Below are 18,689 nucleotides of genomic sequence, written 5' to 3' on the forward strand. Positions count from 1 at the left end.
CCCGGGCCGAAGGTGCGGAACGGACGCTTCGTCGTCGAGCGTGTCCTCGCGGCGGGCCTGCAGATCGGCCCCCGGCAGACCGTGCCGGGGGCCGTGGTCTCGGAGCCCGGGCTGCGTTCGCCTGCCCGGGCTAGCGGGTGCGGGCGGCGGGGCGTCCGCCGCGACCACGACGGTCGGCACGCGGGGCACGGGAGGGCAGCACCGCCGCGACCAGGAAGAAGACGATGCCGAAGATGACGACGATCGACCCGATGACCATGAGGGCGATGATGACGGTTTCCATCCGCCCATCCTCCCGGGCGGGCGGGACGCGCACAAGGCGCGACTGCTGAGCATCCGCCGCCCGCGCCTCCTCGGGGTACGCCTCCCAGCGTCACGATCGCCCGCCGTGGGCAATCAGTCGTACCACCGGCGCGGTCCGTACGCCCTCATTGGGCCCGATGACGGTGGCGGGACGTAGCGTCGACCTCGCCGAGACGACGGGGGACGTCGCCCGGCACCACGTCTTCTCCGAGGAGCCCGAGTGACCAGCGACACCACCACACGCCCCACCCTGTTCTGCCTGCACGCGCTCGGCATGAGCCGGCTCGAGTACGGTCCCGTCACAGACGCGCTCGGCGACGACTTCGAGGTGGTCGCCCTCGACCTGCCCGGCTTCGGCGACGCCACCACGGTCGACGGCGTGACCGTCGACGACATGGTCCGTCAGGTCACCCGGCAGATCCGGCGCCACGGCGCCACCCGCTGGCTGCTCGTCGGCCACAGCATGGGCGGCAAGATCGCCTCGATCGTCGCCGCTCGCACGCTCACCGGGCAGGGCGGCCTCTTCGGTCTCGCCGGGGTCGTGCTGCTCGCGGCGTCCCCGCCGTCACCCGAACCGATGAGCGAGTCGAACCGCGATCAGATGATCGCCGCGGCCGCCGACGGCCCGCTCGACGCCGACACGACCCGCTCCTTCGTCGACGACAACGTGGGTGCCCCGTTGCCCGCCGTGCTCGACGACCAGGCCCTCGCCGACCTGCACCGCACCTCCCCCGAGGCGTGGACCGCCTGGTTCGACCGCGGCAGCCGCGAGGACTGGTCGGCCGAGGTCGGCACCCTCGACCTGCCCGCCCTGATCGTCGCCGGTGGCGCCGACGGGCCGCTGGGCGAGGACGCCCAGCGCCGCCTCAACGGTGCCGTCTACCCGCGCGCCACGCACCTCACCCTCGACGGCGCCGGCCACCTGTTGCCGCTCGAGCGCCCGACCGAGGTCGCTGCGGCCGTCCTCGACTTCTGGCGCGACGACGCGGGGCGGGCTCCGGTCATGTCGGACGACTTCGCCCGCGTCATCGCGTCGAGCCGCACCGCCTCGAACACCCGCGGCATCCTCGCCCGGCGCGCCGTCGCCGACGACCGGCGATACGCCCCGCAGGTGCTGACCGAGGCGCAGCTGACCACGTTGCGTGCCGTGGCCTCCCGCGTCGTGCCGCAGGACGACCCCACGCACGCGATCGACCTCGCCGCACGGGTCGACGCCCAGCTCGCCGCCGGCTACGGCGACGGCTGGCGCAACGCCGACCTGCCGAGCGACCCCGAGGCCTACGCGCTGGGCCTCGACGCCCTCGCCGACTTCACCGAGCTGACGGACGAGCAGCAGGACGAGCGGCTCGCCGCGATCGTCGCGGGCGATCCCGACGACGCCCTCGGCACCGTCGGCGACAGCGGTGGCGGTGACTCGCACCACGGCGGCGACCAGGACGACGCCGGCCTGACCGGCGGCACCCCCGGGGGGACGGGGCAGCCCAGCGCCGACGAGGCGCATCCGTTCTCGGTCGAGCAGCTCACCGCGTGGTTCGAGGACTGCCGCGTCGACCTGGTCAAGCTCTGGCTCGCCCACCCCGCGACGATGGAACGCATCGGCTTCGACGGTTTCGCGAACGGCCGTGCCGGTCGCGCCCTGCAAGGATTCAGCCGGCTCGGTGCCGGCCAACGAGAGGGCTGGGAACCAGCCATGGAGGTCACCCGATGAAGCTCGACGGACAACGCACGTACGACGAGTCCGAGGTCGTCGACGCGGTCGTGATCGGCACCGGCGCCGGCGGCGCCCCGATCCTCGCCAAGCTCGCCCTGCAGGGGCTCACGGTCGTCGCCCTCGAAGCCGGCCCGAACTTCGAGCCCGACGAGTACACGCAGGACGAGATCGAGGCCGTCAAGATCAACTGGATGGACGAGCGCCTCAGCGGCGGCGAGACCCCGACCGCCTTCGGCCAGAACAACAGCGGCAAGGGCGTCGGTGGGTCGACCCTGCACTGGGGTGCGTTCACGCCCCGCCCGGACGAGCGCGATCTCAAGCTGAAGTCGCTGACCGGCAAGGGCGAGGACTGGCCGGTCGACCACGCCGAGCTGATCGGGTACATCGAAGAGGTCGAGCACTTCGTCGGCGTCTCCGGGCCGGCCGACTACCCGTGGGACCCGTCGCGTTCGTACCTGATGCCGCCGCCCGCCCGCAACGCGTCGAGCGACATGATGATCCGCGGCTGCGAGGCCCTCGGCATCCGGGCCACGGATGCCCCCGCCGCCCTGGTCAGCCGTGACTGGCGCCAGGAGCACGTCGGCACCCGCCCGGCCTGCGTCGGTTGCGGCAGCTGCCACCAGGGCTGCCGCAGCGGCGCCAAGGTCAGCATGGACACCAGCTACCTGCCGATGGCCGTCGCGAACGGGGCCGAGATCCGCCCCGAGTCGATGGTCACAGGCATCGAGCTCGACGACGCCGGTGAGGTGTCGGCCGTGGTCTACGTCCGCGACGGGGTCGAGCACCGCCAGCGCACCGCCGCGCTCTTCCTCTGCGCGGGCGGCGTCGAGACCCCGCGCCTGCTCTTGCACGCCGGCATCGCCAACAGCAGCGACCAGGTCGGCCGCAACTTCATGGCCCACGGGGCCACCCAGGTCTGGGGCACCTTCGACACCGAGATGCGCGGCTACCGCGGGTACCCGTCGTCGATCATCACCGAAGACACCATGCGGCCCGAGGGCGTCGACTTCGTCGGCGGCTACCTGATCCAGAGCCTCGGCGCGATGCCGTTGACGCTGGCCACGACCCTGGCGCGCGGCGCCGGCCTCTGGGGCCCCGAACTCGTGAAGGCGCTCGACGACTACCGCTTCATGGCCGGCGTCGGCATCAACGCCGAGTGCCTGCCGAGCGAGCAGAACCGCCTGACGCTGTCCGACGAGGTCGACGAGTTCGGCATGCCCAAGGTCGTCGTCACCTTCACGCCGGGCGAGAACGAGAAGGCGATCGACGACCACGCCGTCGAGACGATGACCGCGATCGTCGAGGCAGCCGGGGGCCGTGACATCCGCGTGCTGGCCCGCACGGCGCACACGATCGGCACCTGCCGCATGGGCACCGATCCGACGACGGCCGTGGTCGACCCCGACGGACGCAGCTTCGACGTGCCCAACCTCTGGATCGCCGACAACTCGGTCTTCCCGAGCGCCGTCGTCGCCAACCCCGCACTGACGATCATGGCCCTCGGCCTGCGCACCGCCGACCGCTTCCTGGCGAGCGCCGGGCTGACGGGCGTCGTCGCCGGCGAGCGCGTCGGCGCGGACGTCTCGCGCGTGGTCGACGCGGCCTGAGCCGCCCGACCCGACCCGCGCCTCCTGAGCCCCGAGCCCAGGAGGCGCGGGTCGCGTCGGCGAGGAACACCCCCTGGCGCCGTCGATCGGCTGGTCGGGGTCGTCCTCCCGGCGCGCGGCGTGGTCCCCGAGACGGACGCGACCCGGCTCGCCCGTTCGTAGGCTCGAGACATGGCCTCTCCCACGCTGCACCGGGCGATCGCGGCATCGGTGGCGACCGTCGTCGTCGCGTGGGGCCTCACGTCGTGCTTCTTCGCCGAACCACCGCCCGAGGGGTCCGAGGAGTCCCTGGCCGAGCTCGCCGATCGGATCGCAGCCGTCGACGGTGTCGCCTCGGTCGAGACCCGCCTGCAGCAGCGTGACGCGAAGGACGACCCCTTCACCTGGGACGCCTACGTCGAGGTCACCGCGGACGGCCCCGACCTGGCGGTCGCCACCCTCGTCGACGGCGTGGTGGGCGACGGCGTCACGGGCACCACCCTCGACATCGACCTCGACGTCCCCGGCGGTCCGGGCCTCGCCCCGGTCACCGTCGATCCGACGTCGGAGGTCCAGGTCGGACTGGCGGGCGACCTGCGCGGCGAGAGCACCCTGGCCTCCGTCGACACCACCCGCTACGCCTACTCGGCGGTCGTCGCGCCCGGGAACTCGTTCGCGGACGCTGCGGCGGCGGTCCAGCCGCACCTCGGCACGGCCGGCCCGACCTTCGCCCTCCACCTCGACCAGGCGACGACCACGACGTCCGTCCCTTCGTCGGTGGCCCTGGGCCCCACCTCGCCGGCACCGACGATGCTCGCGACGATCGACGCGGTGCTCGCGCTCGACGGCGTCACCGGACTGGCCTTCATCCCCGGTGACGTCACCGCGAGCAGTCGACCGTCGCTCGACGTCTCGACCTACGAGCCCGACACGGTGCTCGCCGTCCTGCGGGGTGCGGCCGACGAGCAGGCCGACGCCGGGGTCGCCCGCCGGACCGAGTTCTGGGTGCGGAAGCCTCGGGCGACCACCCCGGAGACCGGCTGGATCGGCCTGCCGATCGGCGCACCCGAGCCCGACGACGGTCCGGAGCCCCAGCCGGGCGACATCGGTGAGAGCCCGTTCGTCAACGAGGGCCCGCTCGCCGAACTGCCCGAGCAGGAGGCCGCCGTGCGCGCCTACGTCGAGGCGTCCGTGGCGGCGACGGGAGTGCCGGCCGAGGTCGAGACCAGGCGCGAACTGTGCGAGACCGAGTACGGCACCCGGGTGGTCGGCTCGGTGCTCGTGCCGGTGTTCACCGTCCACGACGACGCGCAGGGCCCGTTCGACGCCGTCGTCGACGGCTGGTCGGCCGACGGGTTCCACCAGGCCGGTCGCGCCATGGGCCGGGACTACTGGTCCGCGCCTCCGGGCCGTCCCGACGGCATCGAGTCGGCGAGCATCCGCGGCACGGCCGACGGCTTGTCGTTCGGCGTCCAGACCGGGTGCCTCCCGTGACCCCGCCCGCCGAGTGGTCGAGAAACGTCCCTCCCGCTGTGCCGGAGGACGGTTCGCGACCACTCGACCCGCGGGCCCGACGCTCGGGGGATGCTCGACGACTGCGGGCGGTGACGGCGGTCGCGGCGGCGGCGACCGTCGCCCTCGGCGTCGTCGCGAAGCTGGCCGTGCCCGGGCTGGCGGGCGACCTGCTCGGCTCGGCGCTCTACACGGTGCTGCTCGCCCTGCTGCTCGCGCTCGTCGCCCCGCGCCTGCCCGCCCTCGTCACGACCGGGGCCGCCACCGTGGCGTCGGTCGGGGTCGAGCTGCTCCAGCTGACCGGGCTGCCCGCCGCCGCCTCGGCCGCGGTCCCACCCGCGGCGTGGGTGCTCGGCTCGACGTTCACGCCGACCGACCTGCTCGGGTACCTGGCCGGGGGCGTCGCGGGGCTGGTGCTGCTCCGGGTGCTGCACCGCGCCTCCTGACGCCCGGACCCCGGGAGGCGCGGGTCGAGTGGGCAGGAAACGTCCGTCGTCGAGGCGCGAAGGACGTCTTCTGCCCACTCGACCGGCGCGAGAGCCGGGGCCAGGGCCGGCGCCGGCGCCGGGGCGTCAGCTCGCCGAGGCCCGCCCGCGCCAGAGCAGCCAGACGAAGTACGGCGTGCCGATGACGGCGGTCAGCAGGCCGGCGCCGAGCTGTGCCGGGGCGATCAGGGTGCGGCCGAGCACGTCGGCGGCGCAGACCAGCACCGCGCCGAGCAGCACGGCCACGGGCAGCACCCGCGCGTGCCGCCGTCCGACCAGCGACCGGGCGGCGTGCGGGGCGACGAGCCCGACGAATCCGACCACGCCCACCGCGGCCACGGCCGTCGCCGTGAGCAGCACGGCGAGCGACAGGAAGACCAGGCGCGACCGCGAGAGCGAGACCCCGAGGAGGCGCGGGGTGTCGTCGTCCACCCCGAGCAGGTCGAGGCGGCGGCGCAGCAGCACGACCACGACGAGGGCGGCCACGAGCACCAGCGACACCGGCAGCGCGTCGTCCAGCCGGCGTCCGTAGGTCGAGCCCGACAACCAGGTCAGTGCCTTCGCACCGTTGAACGGGTCGGTCAGGACGATCAGCAGGCTGATCGCCGCCGCCGTCGCCGTCGAGACGCCGATGCCGATCAACACGAGCCGGTTCTGCGGGAAGCCACCCCGGGAGGCGAGGCCGAACACGACCACGGCCGCCACGACGGCTCCGGCGAACGCCGCGCCGGCGATGCCCCAGCCGGTCGCGAGCGGCACGGTGGTGACGAGCAGCACGGCCCCGAGGCCGGCTCCGCCCGTCACGCCGAGGATGCCCGGCTCGGCGAGCGGGTTGCGCGTCACGGCCTGCACGAGGGTGCCGGCGAGCGCCAGCGCCGCCCCCGCGGCGAGGGCGGCCACGACCCGGGGGACGCGGGTGTCGAGCACGTAGGTGACGACGCGGCCGGATCGACCGGCGACCCAGTTGGCGACGTCGCCGAGCAACAGCTTGGCGTCACCGAGCAGCACCGAACCGAGGACGACGGCGACGAGGGCGGCGAGCACGACCACGACGACGACCACGAACCGCAGACGGGAGACCACGGGGTGCCGGTCGGTCGGGGTGACGCCGCCGTGGTCGCGGGCACGGAAGGCCAGCACGACGAGGACGACGGCCCCGAGCAGCGAGGTCACGACGCCGGTCGGCACCTGGACCGAGGTCTCGGCCCCGACCAGGGCGCGCAGCAGCACGTCGGCGCCGAGCACGAGGGCGGCGCCGGCCAGGGCCGTGAGGGGCAGGAAGACGAGGAAGCGGCGGACGGCGGGCACGGCACGACGCAGCAGCCGGACGAGGGCGGGGGCGCAGAGGCCGACGAAGCCGATCGGCCCCGCGAGGGTGACGGCGGCGGCCGAGAGCAGCACGGCGGCGAGGACGGTCACCACGCGGGTGGTGCGGACGTCGACGCCGACGCTGCGGGCGGCGTCGTCCCCGAGCGCGAGGGCGTCCACGCGGAGGTTCATCGCGACGAGCACCAGCAGGCCGATGACGATCACCGGGGCGAGCTGGACGACGCCGTCGAAGCCGTTCTGCGAGATGCTGCCCTGGCCCCAGGCGTAGAGGCCGGCGGTCTGCTGCGGGAAGAGCAGCAGGAGGGCGCTCGTCACCGAGGCGAGGCCGAGGGCGAGGGCGCTGCCGGCGAGCACGAGCCGCACGGTGCCGGCGCCCAGCCCGGACACCGCGAGCACGAGCCCCGCGGCGAGCAGCCCGCCGACGAACGCGACGCCGGACGAGGCGAGCAGGGGCAGGCTCAGGCCCGTGACGGCGGCGATCGCGAGCGCGACGTAGGCGCCGGCGTTCACGGCGAGGGTGTCGGGCGAGGCGAGCACGTTGCGGCTCATCTGTTGCAGGGCCGCCCCGGCGGCGCCGAGGGCTACGCCGACCAGCAGGCCGGCGACCATCCGCGGGAGGCGCGAGGCCACCACCACGGACGCGTCACCGGCCGTCGCGGTGCCGGTCAGCGCCTGCCAGACCTGTCGAGCGCCGACGTCGGCGGTGCCCTGCGTGACGTCCACGAGGGCGAGCACCACGACGACGGCGACCAGCCCGACCGTCACGCCCACCGACCCGAGCGTGAGCCGACGGGGGGCGGCGAGCCGCGCCTCCTGGGCTCGTGCCGCGCGGAGCGCCCGCTCGTCGGGCCCGGCGGCGGGCTCGCCGAGCCGGGGCGGCGCGGGGTCGGTGGGGGTGACGGTCGTGCTCACGGTGCCGGTTACTTCGTCAGGGTCGACACCAGCGAGTCGACGTAGGCGGTCATCGCGGCGGGGCCACCGAACATCCAGATGCCGTCGTCGAGGCGGTGCACGTCACCGGACTGCACGAACGGCAGCGACGTCCAGACGGCGTTCGAGGCGAGCGACACCGCGAACGGGTCGTCGGCACCGGCTGCCGTGTTGTCGATGTAGAGGAACTGCACGTCGGCGGGCAGCTGCGTGAGGCCCTCGACGTCGGTCGTGGCGAGGCCGTACGCCTCGTCGCCCTCGACGGTCCAGGCGTTCGTCAGGCCCAACTCTTCGGTGACGTCGGCGACGAGCGAACCCTTGGCGTAGGGGCGGATGCTGACCTGGCCGGCGTCGACGTAGCCGTCGGCGAAGGCGAAGGGCTGACCCGCGAGACCGGCGTCGGCGAGGGCCTGCTTGCCCGCCTCGACGGCGTCGGTGAACTCCTTCTTCACCTCGGTCGCCTTGTCCTCGGTGCCGGTCGCCTTGGCGATGAGGTCGAGGTTGTCCATGCTGTGCTCGATCTGGCGCGAGGCGTCGGCCGAGGTGACCTGCAGCACGGGAGCGATCTCCTTCAGCTGTTCGACGGCGTCGGCGCTCAGGCCGTCGGTCGCGACGATCAGGTCGGGTGCGAGCGACGCGACGGTGTCGAGGCTCGGCTCGCCGCGGGTGCCGATGTCGGTCGGCTCGTTGGTGAGCGGCACGGCCGAGTCCCACTCGCTGTAGCCCTTCACGTCGGCGACGCCCACGGGTTCGACGCCGAGGGCGACGAGGTCCTCGACGACGTTCCACTCGGTGCCGACGACCTTGGTCGCCGGGCCGTCGAGGGTGATCTCGGCCCCCGTGCCGTCGGTCAGGGTGATCTGCTCGCCGCTGCCCGAGGTCGAGCCGGCGTCGGCCGACTCGGTGGTGCCGCAGCCGGCGAGGGTCAGGGCCGCGGCGGCCGCGACGGCGGTGACGGTCAGCAGTCGGCGGACGGGGCGGCGGGCGACGCCGCCGGAGGTCGGGGTGTGGCGGGGCGTCGTCAGAAGGCGCTGGGTCACGGGTGGTGTCTCTCTCATCGGACGGGCGTCTCGGCCCGGGTGTGGTGTCGGCCGATCGCGCGGGTGCGCAGGTGGCCGGTGGTGGGGTCGGTGTCGACGTCGATGCGGATGCCCCAGACGTCGGTCAGGAGGCGCGGTGTCAGCACGTCCCCGGGGTCGCCCTCGGCGACGATGCGGCCCTCGCTCAGCACGACGATGCGGTCGGCGAGCGCGGCGGCCTGGTCGAGGTCGTGCAGGACGACCCCGACCGCGATGCGGCCCGAGTCGGCCAGGTCGCGCACCAGGTCGAGCAGTTCGACCTGGTAGCGCAGGTCGAGGTAGGTGGTGGGCTCGTCGAGCAACAGCACGCCCGTGTCCTGCGCGAGGCAGCTGGCGAGCCAGACGCGCTGCAGCTGGCCGCCCGAGAGCTGGTCCACGCCGCGGTCGGCGAGGTCGGCCACGCCGGTGAGCTCGAGCGCCCGGTCGACGGCGGCGGGGCCGTCGGGGTCGGAACGCCCCCAGCGGCCGCGGTGCGGGTAGCGGCCGAACTCGACGACGTCGCGCACGCTGAGGCCGCCGGGGGTCGGACGCCCCTGCGTCAGCAGCGCGACGCGCCGCGCGAACTGCCGCAGCGACAGCTCGAACCCGTCGACCGTCTCGTCGCTCGCGCTCGTGCGGTCGAGTGGTCGCGAATCGTCCTTGCCCGAGGCTCGAACGACGTTCTCGGACCACTCGACCCCCGCAGGAGGCGCGGCGAGGGTGAGCGAGCCCGTGCGCGGCTTCTGCAGCCGGGCGAGGGTGCGCAGCAGGGTCGACTTGCCGCTGCCGTTCGGGCCGACGAGGGCGGTGACGCAGCCGGGGCGCAGCTCGAGGCGAGCCCCGCGGACGACGTCGACGCCGTCGTAGGCGACCGAGACGTCGTCGGCGCGGAGGGCGGCCGAGGAGGGTGCGGTGGCCGCGAGGGGCAGGTCGGTGGTCACGTGTTTAGGTTAGCCTAACCTCACCCCGATGCCGCAACCCGACCTCTCGACGTCGAGCCGACCCGCGCGTCCCGGTCCCCCCGGAGCGGGGCTTCCGGAGGAGACGGTCGATCGGACAGTATTCAGCGGTGCTCGTCCCCGCCTCGCGTTTCATCCGCTACAGCAGCACCCTCCTCGGAGCCCTCGTCGCCGCCCTCGGGATCGTCGCGGGCCCGGGGGGATACGAGGGCCCAGCGGACATCGGCATCGTGGTCGGCATCATTTCAGGCGGCGTCGTCGGGGGTGCGGTCCTCGTGGTGCGTGCGCTCTCGCTCGGCGTCCTGTGCGAGCCAGGAGCGTTCGTGGTCCGAGGACTCTTCCGCAACCGACGCATCCCGCTCGACGCCATCCGCCGGATGCCCGGGCCGGAATCGGTGGGCACCCTGCCCTGGATCGCCTGGACGAGCCCTCGCCTGCCCTGGCGCGCCACTCCCCTGACGGCGTTCTGGGTCTCGGGGCCGTTCGCGCCGCTGGTGTCGGTCGAGCCGACCAGGGCCCTGCTCCGGCTGCACCGTCACTGGATGCACCACCGCTCGGACGGTGTGGAGGGACACCCCGTCGTGTCGTGACGCCCGCGGGGTCGATGGTGGTCTCGCCTATCGTGGTGACCGCTCCTCCGCCCGACGACGAAACGAGCCGCATGCCCTCCCGCGCCTTCTCGGCCTCCCTCGCGATCGCCGCCCTCGGGCTGGGTCTCGGCCTGGCCGCCTGCTCGACGCCCGGGGCGTCGGCACCCGCCCCGAGCCCGACCGCCACGCCGGTCCCCCTGCCCAGCCCGATCGCGGCACCCGACCTCGCGACCCCCGAGGTCGAGGCCGCACTGGCCGACCTCGAGACGCGGTACGACGCCCGGATCGGTCTGAGCGTGCTCGACACCGGCTCGGGCGCGACCCTCGACCACCGCGCCGACGAACGCTTCGGGTATGCGTCCAGCCTCAAGGCGTTCGCCGCGGCGGCCCTGCTCGACTCGACCGACGACGCCGAACTCGACCGCGTCGTCACCTGGACCCAGGCCGAGGTCGACGCCGCGGGGTACTCGCCGCTGACCAGCACGCACGTCGCCGACGGCCTCCCGCTGCGGCAGCTCGCCGAGGCGGCCGTCCGGCAGAGCGACAACACGGCGCTGAACCTGGTCCTCGCCGAGCTCGGCGGCCCGACCGGACTCGACGCCGCCCTTGCCGCGCAGGGCGACGACGTGACCGACGTCGTGCACAGCGAGCCCGAGCTCAACCGGCTCACCCCGGGCAGCACGGCCGACACGAGCACGCCCGCCGCCTTCACCGCCACCCTCGCCCGCATCACGGACGGCGACTGGCTCGCCGCCGACGACCGCGCCACCCTGCTCGAGTGGATGTCGGGCAACGCGACCGGCGACACCCTGATCCGCGCCGGCGCCCCCGACGGCTGGCAGGTCGCCGACAAGTCCGGAGGCGCGGGCGGCATCCGCAACGACGTCGCGATCGTGGTCCCCCCGTCGGGCGACCCCGTGGTGATCTCGGTGCTCACCACGCGCAACGACCCCGCCGCGAGGTACGACGACGCCCTCGTCGCCGAAGCCGCCCGCATCGCCCTCACCGCCGTCGCCGCCGCCCGCTGACCCGGCCGGCCCCGCCCCTCCTCCTCGCCCCCGTCGGCCGCACACCCCGCCACCACCTGTTCGCCCCGCGTTCACGCGGCCTCCCCCGGGACGTCGCCGCGCCTCCTTAGCGTGCCCAGCGGGCCGCCCGGTCCCCCGTCGCCGTCCCCGGCGAGCCCCGGCCCCGCACCCGAAGGACCCACACCGCATGATCGACAAGCGCCTGCTCGTCTCGGCCGCCACCCTCGGCATCGCCGCCCTCGCCCTGACCGGCTGCTCGGCGAGCGCCGACGCCGACAGCGCGGGAGGCGCGGCGAACGGCACCGACGCCGCCACCGCCACCAGCGCCGAGGACTTCGGCGGCATGGACGCCCTGGTCGGCGCCGCACAGGCCGAGGGCGAGCTCAACGTGATCGCCCTCCCCGACACCTGGGCGAACTACGGGAAGATCATCGACGGGTTCGAGGAGAAGTACGACATCACCGTCAACTCGGACAGCCCCGACGTCTCGAGCGCCGAGGAGATCACCGCCGCCCAGAACCTGAAGGGGCAGGACACCGCCCCCGACGTGTTCGACCTCGGCTCGGCCGTGACGCTCGCCAACCTCGACCAGTTCGCGCCGTACGAGGTGTCGACCTGGGACGACATCGCCGACGACCACAAGGACGCCGACGGCAAGTGGGTGTACGACTACACCGGCCTGATGTCGGTCGGCTACGACGCCGACGCCGTGCCCGCCCCCGAGAGCCTCGACGACCTGCTCGGCTCGGACTTCGAGGGCAAGGTCGCGATCAACGGCGACCCGACCCAGGCCGGTGCCGCCGCCGCGGCCGTCGAGTGGGCCGCGCTGCAGTCCGGCGGCAGCGCCGACGACGTCAGCACGGGCGTCGACTGGTTCTCGAAGCTCGCCGACGCCGGCAACTTCCTGCCCACCGACCCGACCCCGGCGACCATCGCCTCGGGTGAGACCCCGGTCGTCTTCGACTGGAGCTACAACAACCTGGCCGCCGCGGCCGACGCCGGCGGACGCGACTGGAAGACGGCCGTGCTGCCCGGCACCGCCCTCGGCAGCTACTACAACCAGGCGATCAACGTCGACGCACCGCACCCCGCCGCGGCCCGCCTGTGGCAGGAGTACGTCATGAGCGACGACGCGCAGAACCTCTACCTCGCGGCCGGCGCCTACCCCGTGCGCCTCGCGGCGATGACCGAGGCCGGCACCGTCGACCAGGACGCCCTCGAGAAGGTCGGCGAGCAGCCCGCCGACACCGTGCAGTTCACGGCCGAGCAGACCGAGGCCGCCTCGAAGGTCCTGGCCGACACCTGGGCCACGGCGATCGGCTGATGGTGACGACGTCGACCCGCGCGGCGGACACGACCGCCGACGCGCGGTCGGCGCACGAGGGGGACCGTGGCGGCCTGTCGCCCCGCGCCTCCTCGTCCTCCGACGGCGTCGGCCCCTCGCGGGGTCGGCGCCGTCCGGCGGCGTGGTGGGGGCTGACCCCGTTCGCCGTCTGGGTGCTCCTCTTCCTGATCGTGCCGTGCCTGCTCGCACTCGGAACGGGCTTCGTCGACGGCGACGGCGCCCTCACCCTCGACAACCTCTCCGCGCTCGGCGACCCGCTGATCGTCCGGGCCTTCGCCAGCTCGGCGGGCGTCTCGGCCGTCACCGCCGTGGCCGGGGCCGTCGTCGGAGCCGTCGTCTGCTGGGGCCTCACCTCGCTGCGCCCCGACGGAGCCGTCCGCAGCGCGATCGACGCCGCGTCGAGCGTGCTCGCCCAGTTCGGCGGCGTCATGCTGGCGTTCGCGTTCATCGCGACGATCGGCATCCAGGGCGTCGTCACGCGGCTGCTGATCGACGTCGCCGGCGTCGACCTCTACGCCGACGGGGTCTGGTTCTACCAGGTGCCCGGGCTGCTGCTGCCCTATCTGTACTTCCAGGTGCCCCTGATGGTGATCACCTTCATGCCCGCCGTCAGCGGCCTCCGCCCGCAGTGGAGCGAGGCCGTCGCCACCCTCGGCGGCACCCGGTGGCAGCACCTCGTCCGCGTGGTCGTCCCGGTGCTGGCCCCGGCGTTCGTCGGCAGCCTGCTGTTGCTCTTCGCCAACGCCTTCTCGTCGTACGCGACCGCCGCCGCCCTCATCAGCCAGGGCGCGCAGATCGTGCCGTTGCAGATCCGCGCCGCCCTGATCAGCGAGACCGTGCTCGGCCGCGAGAACGTCGCCGGCGCGCTCGCGCTCGGCATGGTCGTCGTGATGGCCGTGCTGATGACCGGCTACTCGCTGCTGCAGCGCCGCACCGAGCGGTGGCAGCGATGAGCGCCCGGACGACGGGCGCTCCGCGGTCGACGACGGCAGGAGGCGCGGGCACGGTCGCGCGCCGCACCGCCCTGGTCGTCGTGGGGGCCCTCTTCGCGGTGCCGATCGCGGCGATGGTCGCGTTCTCGCTGCGCAGCGCCGACGGCACGGGCCACGACCTGGACCACTGGCTGGCGATCGTCGACCCCGAGAACGAGCGGATGTACCGCAACCTCGTCGAAGGAGTCACGAACTCGCTGCTGCTCGCCGTCGTCTCGGCGCTGCTCGTGCTCGTCCTGCTGGTGCCGGCGATGGTGCTCGTGCACCTGCGCTACCCGCGCCTCGTGCGGCCCCTCGAGTTCGTCTGCCTCGTGCCGATCACGGTGCCGGCGATCGTGCTGGTGGTCGGCCTCGCGCCGGTCTACTCGGTCGTCTCGCGGGTGGCCGGCTCGGGCGCGTGGACGTTGGCGCTCGCCTACGGCGTCACGGTGCTGCCCTACGCCTACCGCGCGGTGCAGTCCGACCTGGCGGCCACCGACCTCCGCACGCTGACCGAGGCCGCGCGCACGCTCGGCTCGAGTTGGCCGCGCTCGATGGCCCTCGTCGTCGTGCCGAGCCTGCGCCGGGGACTGCTCGCGGCGGCGTTCATCACCGTGGCCGTGGTGCTCGGCGAGTTCACCATCGCCTCGCTGCTCAACCGCGTGAACCTGCAGACCGCCCTGGTGCAGGTGTCCCGTTCCGACCCCTACGCCGCCGTGATCCTCGCCCTGATCTCGCTGGCGTTCGCCTTCGTGCTGCTGCTCGTGATCGGCCGGGTCGGAGCCCTCGGGGCCGCCCGCCCGATCCCCACCCGAAAGGCCCTCTCGTGACCGCCACGCTCCCCCGCCCCTCCCTCACGAGTCCGACCGGCGTCGGTGCGGGTGCCGCCGTGGCGTTCCACGACGTCACGAAGCAGTTCGCCGGACACCGGGCCCTGACCGGGCTCGACCTCGAGCTGCAGCCCGGCGAGCTCGTCGCCGTGCTGGGCCCGTCGGGCTGCGGCAAGACCACCGCACTGCGCAGCCTCGCCGGGCTCGAGGACGTCACGAGCGGACGCATCACGATCGACGGCCGCGACGTGGTCGGCGTCCCCACGCACCGCCGCGACGTCGGCATGGTGTTCCAGGCGTACTCGCTGTTCCCGCACCTGACCGTGCGGCAGAACGTCGAGTTCGGGCTGCGCATGCGTCGGGTCGACAAGGCCGCCCGCGCCACCCGGGCGGGCGAGATGCTCGACCTCGTCGGGCTCGGCGACCTCGGCGAGCGCTACGCCCACCAGCTCTCGGGCGGCCAGCAGCAGCGCGTCGCGCTGGCCCGGGCGCTGGTCACGCGGCCCCGCGTGCTGTTGCTCGACGAGCCGCTCAGCGCCCTCGACGCCAAGGTGCGGGTGCAGCTGCGGGACGAGATCCGGCGCATCCAGCGCGAACTGTCCATCACCACGCTGTTCGTCACCCACGACCAGGAGGAGGCCCTCGCCGTCGCCGACCGCGTCGCCGTCATGCGCGCCGGGTCGATCGAGCAGGTGGGCACCCCGGAAGAGCTCTACTCGGCCCCCGCGACGGCGTTCGTCGCCGAGTTCGTCGGGACGAGCAACCGGGTGTCCGGCGAGGTCATCGGCACGCTCGTCCGCCTGGCCGGCTGCCCCGAGGTGCCGGTCGTGGGCACGCCGGACGAGGGACCGGTCTGGGCCTACGTGCGCCCCGAGGACGTGTCGTTCGTCGAGCAGGGCGGACTCGCGGGCGTCGTCGAGTCGGTGTCGTTCCTGGGCGCCGTGTGCCGCACCCGCGTGCGCGTGGACCGCGAGACCCTGCTGGTGCTCGACCACCGGGCCGACGAACGACGCGAGCCGGGGGTGCCGGTGCGCGTCTCGTTCACGCCCGCCCGCGTGGCCGTGACGACCCGTGCCTCCTGACGCACCCCACCGCACCGGGTCAGCCGGGCGACGGAGGCGGCACGGCCGAGCCCGCCGCTAGCCTCGGGGCATGCCCCCGGTGACCGGCCCTGACGACGCGCCCCGCGCCTCCTCGGTGTGGCACGCCGAGATCGTCACGACCCGGCGGCCCCGGCTGCTCGTCGCCGGACGGTGGCTCGTCTCGGTCGTCGTCGCGTTCTTCGTCGGCTCGTTCGAGGGCGAGTGGCCGGGCTTCGACGTCGTCGTGCGCGAGCGCTCGACCGGTCGCGAGATCCACCGTCTGCCTCCGCAGGGCCTCACCGGAGCCGACGAGTCGAAGGTCGACATCGAGGCGGACCTCGACCGGCTCACCTGCGACGAGTACCGCGCCGAGTGGAAGCTCACCTGACCCACATCTGATACTTCAGGTGGATGCGCACCATCACCGCGGGGGACGACCAGGAGGCGCGGGTCGGCTTGGCTGGGCACATGACCTCCGCTGCGCCCGCCGTCGACTCCCCACCCACCCCCGGCACCCGCTGGAGGTTCGTCGACTCGCTGCGCGGGTTCGCACTGTTCGGCATCCTGCTGGTCAACACGCTCGACATCACCCGCCTCGGCATCGACCTGGCGATCGAGAACGCCGGCCCGGTCGACGACCCGGCGCGCGACCTGCTGTACCTCACGGTGCAGACCCGGTTCGTGCCGATCTTCGTGTTCCTCTTCGGCATGAGCCTGTGGTTCGTGCTCGCCGGCGCCCGGTCGCGCTCGCCCCGACCCGCGCTCGTCATGGTGCGCCGCCTGGTCGGGCTCGTCGCGATCGGCGGGCTGCTCATGCTCGTCTACCCCGGCAACGTGCTGCTCGAGTACGGCGTCGTGGGCCTCGTCGTGCTGCCGATCGTCGTCTTCGCCCCGCGCTGGGCGACCCTGGCCCTCGGTGCCGCGCTGACCGTCGCCGCCTACGCCCTGACCGGTGGCGGGCTCGTCTCGACCCCCGGCCTCATGCTGCTCGGTGCGGGCGCCGCGGCGTGCGGCCTGCCCCGCGTGCTCGAGTCGGCCGGGCGCGGCGTCGCCCTGGTCTTCGCCGCGGCCGCGGTGCTCACGGTGCCGGCCCTGCTCTGGCAGGCCACGACCCCGGGCGACCCGCGCTTCTCGACGCCGGGCGGCATCGCCGGGCTGGTCATGGCCGTCGCCTACGCCACCGCCCTCGCCCTGCTCTGGCGCACCCCCGCCCGCCGCGTCGTCGCCGCCGTGTTCGAGCCGCTGGGCCGCATGGCGCTGACCAACTACGTCGTCGCGGCGATCGTCGTGGCAGTCCTCGCCCTCGTGGTCGACTTCGGGCACATGACGAGCGTCGTGCCGGGGGTGGCGATCAGCGTCGGGCTCATCGCCCTGCAGTCCGTGCTCAGCCGCCTCTGGCTCGCCCGGTTCGCGTACGGACCGGTCGAGTGGGCCTGGCGGAGCGTCACCTGGTGGCGGCCGGCCGCGCTGGTGCGCCGGGCGTCCTGAGCGACGCGACCTGCGCCTCCTCGGGTCGGCGGCGGTCCTGACGGAGGCGACCCGCGCCTCCTCGGGTCAGCGGCGGCTCCACGATGCCCGCACGACGGTGTCGAGGGCGCTCGAGAGGTCGGTGCACCAGAGGCGGCGACCGGGGTTCGCGGCGAGGGTGAGCTCGTAACCCGCCTCGGTCTGGGCGACCGATCCGATGACCACGAGGGCTCCGCGCTCCGACCGGCGCACGTCGACGATGCGCCAGCGGCCGCGGCCGATCACGTCGAGCCTCAGGTCGAGGGCACTGGCGAGCGGGCCCCGCCCCGGCCAGGCCGTGCCCGACCGGCGTCCCCCACCGTCGTTCAGCATGGTCGCCTCTCTCGCGGCCCGCGCCGATGCGGTCCGACGAGGTGCACGGTAGACACGCGACCTGACAGCGGGAGGGGTTGACTCCGACGGCCCGGCGTGATCCTTGTACCCCGACCCGGGCCCGGGACGCTTCCTGCACGCCCGGACGCACGGGCCTCGGCCTGTCAGGGTGGAACGATGCCGTCCCCCATCCCGTCGTCCGACGCCGCGTCCCTCGAGGCCCTTCGCGCCTCCGTCCTCTCGACCCGAGGAGGCGCGGTGGACGACAGCATCCCCCAGCTCGCCGAGGCCGACCCCGAGCTCTTCGGGGTCGCCGTGGTGCGGCCCACCGGCGAGGTGGTCGCGTCCGGCGACTCGGGCCACGCGTTCTCGATCCAGTCGGCGGTGAAGCCGTTCCTCTTCGCCCTGGCCCTCGCCGACACCGGCGGAGCGGCGCTCGACGCGGTCGGCATCGAGCCGACCGGCGAGGCGTTCGACGCGATCAAGCTCGAGGGCGGCACCGGGCGGCCGCCGAACCCGATGGTCAACGCCGGAGCCCTGCTCACGGCCGCCCTGGTCGACGGCGACACCTGCGACGAGCGCACGGCGCGCATCCTGGCGGGCCTCGGGGCCTTCGCAGGGCGCGAGCTCGACTACGACCGCGAGGTCAGCGAGTCCGAGCAGTTGCACGGCGACCGCAACCACGCGCTGGCGCACCTGATGCGGTCCGAAGGCAGCCTCGAGCACACGGCCGACGACGCGGTCGCGCTCTACGCCCGGGCCTGCTCGGTGCTGGTCGACACCGAGGCCCTCGCCGTGATGGGGGCGACGTTGGCGTTCGGCGGCCGCAACCCGGTGACGGGCGAGCAGGTCGTCGACACCCGCGTCGCCCGCGACGTGGTGTCGGTCATGGCGACCTGCGGGGTCTACGACGGGTCGGGCCGCTGGATGCGCGGCGTCGGGGTGCCGGCGAAGTCGAGCGTGTCGGGGGCGATCGTCCTGTCGGCGCCGAACCGGCTCGGGGCGGCGGTGTTCAGTCCGCCGATCGACGAACAGGGGACGAGCGTCCGCGGTGCCGAGCTGAGCCGCCGGCTGAGCGAGGAGCACGGCCTGCACTCGTTCGGCTTCGGCGGCTGAGCGGCGCGACGGGCC

Annotated in this window: 18 protein-coding genes; 13 read left to right on the forward strand and 5 right to left on the reverse strand. The window is 74.0% G+C overall.

The genetic code is table 11. The features are described from left to right. Positions 1–130: 130 nt before the first annotated feature. Positions 131–283 (reverse strand): hypothetical protein, encoded by a 153-nt coding sequence (locus IFT88_RS00085; RefSeq protein WP_156155479.1) that lies wholly within the window; start codon positions 281–283, stop codon positions 131–133. Between the two features lie 240 nt (positions 284–523). On the opposite strand from IFT88_RS00085, the gene IFT88_RS00090 reads away from it, so the two are divergent. From IFT88_RS00090 to IFT88_RS00105, 4 genes are all read left to right on the forward strand, one after another. After that, positions 524–2,011, forward strand: coding sequence for an alpha/beta fold hydrolase (locus IFT88_RS00090; protein ID WP_192118191.1), 1,488 nt, complete (start codon positions 524–526; stop codon positions 2,009–2,011). Further along, positions 2,008–3,621 carry a GMC family oxidoreductase gene (locus IFT88_RS00095; protein ID WP_192118193.1) on the forward strand — a complete coding sequence of 538 codons (1,614 nt, stop codon included), beginning with the start codon at positions 2,008–2,010 and terminating at the stop codon, positions 3,619–3,621. Before IFT88_RS00090 ends, IFT88_RS00095 begins: the two co-directional genes overlap by 4 nt. 171 nt (positions 3,622–3,792) lie before the next feature. Beyond that, positions 3,793–5,094, forward strand: a complete 1,302-nt coding sequence (locus IFT88_RS00100; protein WP_192118195.1) for a hypothetical protein — start codon at positions 3,793–3,795, stop codon at positions 5,092–5,094. 110 nt (positions 5,095–5,204) lie between these two features. Beyond that, positions 5,205–5,558, forward strand: a complete 354-nt coding sequence (locus IFT88_RS00105; protein WP_052505144.1) for a DUF2809 domain-containing protein — start codon at positions 5,205–5,207, stop codon at positions 5,556–5,558. Positions 5,559–5,684: 126 nt separating this feature from the next. Here IFT88_RS00105 and IFT88_RS00110 read toward each other — a convergent pair whose 3' ends face one another. From IFT88_RS00110 to IFT88_RS00120, 3 genes are all read right to left on the reverse strand, one after another. Next, positions 5,685–7,838, reverse strand: coding sequence for a Fe(3+)-hydroxamate ABC transporter permease FhuB (locus IFT88_RS00110; protein WP_192118197.1), 2,154 nt, complete (start codon positions 7,836–7,838; stop codon positions 5,685–5,687). Positions 7,839–7,846: 8 nt separating this feature from the next. Next, complete coding sequence (locus IFT88_RS00115; protein WP_231567044.1) at positions 7,847–8,821, reverse strand: iron-siderophore ABC transporter substrate-binding protein; 975 nt, start codon at positions 8,819–8,821, stop codon at positions 7,847–7,849. A gap of 89 nt (positions 8,822–8,910) precedes the next feature. Beyond that, positions 8,911–9,855 (reverse strand): ABC transporter ATP-binding protein, encoded by a 945-nt coding sequence (locus IFT88_RS00120; protein WP_192118199.1) that lies wholly within the window; start codon positions 9,853–9,855, stop codon positions 8,911–8,913. 128 nt (positions 9,856–9,983) lie between these two features. Here IFT88_RS00120 and IFT88_RS00125 point away from each other — a divergent pair, with 128 nt between their 5' ends. The 8 genes from IFT88_RS00125 to IFT88_RS00160 all read left to right on the forward strand — a co-directional run bounded on the left by IFT88_RS00125 (position 9,984) and on the right by IFT88_RS00160 (position 17,207). Further along, entirely contained in the window at positions 9,984–10,463 is a 480-nt protein-coding gene (locus IFT88_RS00125; RefSeq protein WP_052505143.1) for a hypothetical protein, read from the forward strand. 71 nt (positions 10,464–10,534) lie between these two features. Further along, the gene (bla, locus tag IFT88_RS00130) at positions 10,535–11,491 is read left to right on the forward strand and encodes a class A beta-lactamase (protein WP_192118201.1); all 957 of its coding nucleotides are present in this window, start codon (positions 10,535–10,537) and stop codon (positions 11,489–11,491) included. 187 nt (positions 11,492–11,678) lie between these two features. Beyond that, positions 11,679–12,815, forward strand: a complete 1,137-nt coding sequence (locus tag IFT88_RS00135) for an ABC transporter substrate-binding protein (RefSeq protein ID WP_192118203.1) — start codon at positions 11,679–11,681, stop codon at positions 12,813–12,815. Then, positions 12,815–13,789, forward strand: a complete 975-nt coding sequence (locus IFT88_RS00140) for an ABC transporter permease (RefSeq protein WP_192118205.1) — start codon at positions 12,815–12,817, stop codon at positions 13,787–13,789. Before IFT88_RS00135 ends, IFT88_RS00140 begins: the two co-directional genes overlap by 1 nt. Next, positions 13,786–14,637 carry an ABC transporter permease subunit gene (locus IFT88_RS16890; protein WP_192118207.1) on the forward strand — a complete coding sequence of 284 codons (852 nt, stop codon included), beginning with the start codon at positions 13,786–13,788 and terminating at the stop codon, positions 14,635–14,637. The genes IFT88_RS00140 and IFT88_RS16890 overlap by 4 nt, the downstream gene beginning before the upstream one ends. Continuing rightward, the gene (locus tag IFT88_RS00150; protein WP_043593897.1) at positions 14,634–15,719 is read left to right on the forward strand and encodes an ABC transporter ATP-binding protein; all 1,086 of its coding nucleotides are present in this window, start codon (positions 14,634–14,636) and stop codon (positions 15,717–15,719) included. The genes IFT88_RS16890 and IFT88_RS00150 overlap by 4 nt, the downstream gene beginning before the upstream one ends. Before the next feature lie 70 nt (positions 15,720–15,789). Next, positions 15,790–16,107 carry a hypothetical protein gene (locus IFT88_RS00155; protein WP_137847784.1) on the forward strand — a complete coding sequence of 106 codons (318 nt, stop codon included), beginning with the start codon at positions 15,790–15,792 and terminating at the stop codon, positions 16,105–16,107. 23 nt (positions 16,108–16,130) lie between these two features. Further along, positions 16,131–17,207 carry a DUF418 domain-containing protein gene (locus IFT88_RS00160; RefSeq protein ID WP_192118209.1) on the forward strand — a complete coding sequence of 359 codons (1,077 nt, stop codon included), beginning with the start codon at positions 16,131–16,133 and terminating at the stop codon, positions 17,205–17,207. Between the two features lie 66 nt (positions 17,208–17,273). Here the strand turns inward: IFT88_RS00160 and IFT88_RS00165 are convergent, their stop codons facing one another. Next, complete coding sequence (locus tag IFT88_RS00165; protein ID WP_043593892.1) at positions 17,274–17,558, reverse strand: hypothetical protein; 285 nt, start codon at positions 17,556–17,558, stop codon at positions 17,274–17,276. Between the two features lie 177 nt (positions 17,559–17,735). On the opposite strand from IFT88_RS00165, the gene glsA reads away from it, so the two are divergent. Further along, positions 17,736–18,674 carry a glutaminase A gene (glsA, locus tag IFT88_RS00170; protein WP_192118211.1) on the forward strand — a complete coding sequence of 313 codons (939 nt, stop codon included), beginning with the start codon at positions 17,736–17,738 and terminating at the stop codon, positions 18,672–18,674. Positions 18,675–18,689 lie beyond the last annotated feature (15 nt).

It is taken from the genome of Frigoribacterium sp. CFBP 8751, assembly GCF_014841545.1.
In the GTDB taxonomy this organism is placed as follows: domain Bacteria; phylum Actinomycetota; class Actinomycetes; order Actinomycetales; family Microbacteriaceae; genus Frigoribacterium.

Coding starts and splice junctions, on each gene's coding strand:
- IFT88_RS00085 (WP_156155479.1), bottom strand. CDS start 283: ATGGAAACCGTCATCATCGCCCTCATGGTCATCGGGTCGATCGTCGTC.
- IFT88_RS00095 (WP_192118193.1), top strand. CDS start 2,008: ATGAAGCTCGACGGACAACGCACGTACGACGAGTCCGAGGTCGTCGAC.
- IFT88_RS00100 (WP_192118195.1), top strand. CDS start 3,793: ATGGCCTCTCCCACGCTGCACCGGGCGATCGCGGCATCGGTGGCGACC.
- bla (WP_192118201.1), top strand. CDS start 10,535: ATGCCCTCCCGCGCCTTCTCGGCCTCCCTCGCGATCGCCGCCCTCGGG.
- IFT88_RS00135 (WP_192118203.1), top strand. CDS start 11,679: ATGATCGACAAGCGCCTGCTCGTCTCGGCCGCCACCCTCGGCATCGCC.
- IFT88_RS00140 (WP_192118205.1), top strand. CDS start 12,815: ATGGTGACGACGTCGACCCGCGCGGCGGACACGACCGCCGACGCGCGG.
- IFT88_RS16890 (WP_192118207.1), top strand. CDS start 13,786: ATGAGCGCCCGGACGACGGGCGCTCCGCGGTCGACGACGGCAGGAGGC.
- IFT88_RS00155 (WP_137847784.1), top strand. CDS start 15,790: ATGCCCCCGGTGACCGGCCCTGACGACGCGCCCCGCGCCTCCTCGGTG.
- IFT88_RS00160 (WP_192118209.1), top strand. CDS start 16,131: ATGCGCACCATCACCGCGGGGGACGACCAGGAGGCGCGGGTCGGCTTG.
- IFT88_RS00165 (WP_043593892.1), bottom strand. CDS start 17,558: ATGCTGAACGACGGTGGGGGACGCCGGTCGGGCACGGCCTGGCCGGGG.
- glsA (WP_192118211.1), top strand. CDS start 17,736: ATGCCGTCCCCCATCCCGTCGTCCGACGCCGCGTCCCTCGAGGCCCTT.